Below are 708 nucleotides of genomic sequence, written 5' to 3' on the forward strand. Positions count from 1 at the left end.
CAGCGCCCACCTTATGACGCCAGTACGTTAGGCAATACCAGTACACGTGATTTGGTGCCGGCAATGCCAACCCATTTGTCAGCGCCAGGGGTCAATTTGGGCGCTTACATTAATACTGTTCATCAAATCCCTATCTTGACTACTGTACAAGAGCAAGAACTCGCCCATCGCTATTATGATGAAGGCGATGTCGAAGCAGCACGTCTGCTGGTGATGTCACATCTGCGTTTTGTCATTCATATTGCACGTAGCTATTCAGGTTATGGATTACCTCAAGCTGACTTAATCCAAGAAGGTAATCTTGGATTGATGAAAGCAGTCAAACGCTTTGATCCTAATAAAGGTGTGCGCTTGGTGTCCTTTGCCGTACATTGGATCAAAGCTGAAATTCACGAATTTGTCATCCGTAACTGGCGCATTGTGAAAGTCGCGACCACTAAAGCACATCGCAAGTTATTCTTTAACTTACGTAGTTTAAAGAAAACCAATAATCAGCTCACGTTAGAAGAAGCAGACGCGATTGCCAAAGACTTGAATGTTACGCGCAAGCAAGTGCTCGAGATGGAGTCACGCCTGACTTCTTATGATGCCTCATTTGAAGCACAGTCAAGTGACGATGATGATGGTCGTTATGCACCGCAGCTGTTTTTGGAAGATGGCATCGATCCTGCTGAGCAGTTGGAAGAAGAAGACTGGGAAGAAAACAAC

1 protein-coding gene is annotated in these 708 nt (G+C 45.3%); it reads left to right on the forward strand.

Annotated features, from left to right (window positions below):
* Positions 1-63: 63 nt before the first annotated feature.
* A partial coding sequence (locus ACS8FC_RS17500; protein WP_439297724.1) for an RNA polymerase factor sigma-32 occupies positions 64-708 on the forward strand: 645 nt, incomplete at its 3' end.

Source organism: Psychrobacter sp. 1Y4, assembly GCF_051847555.1.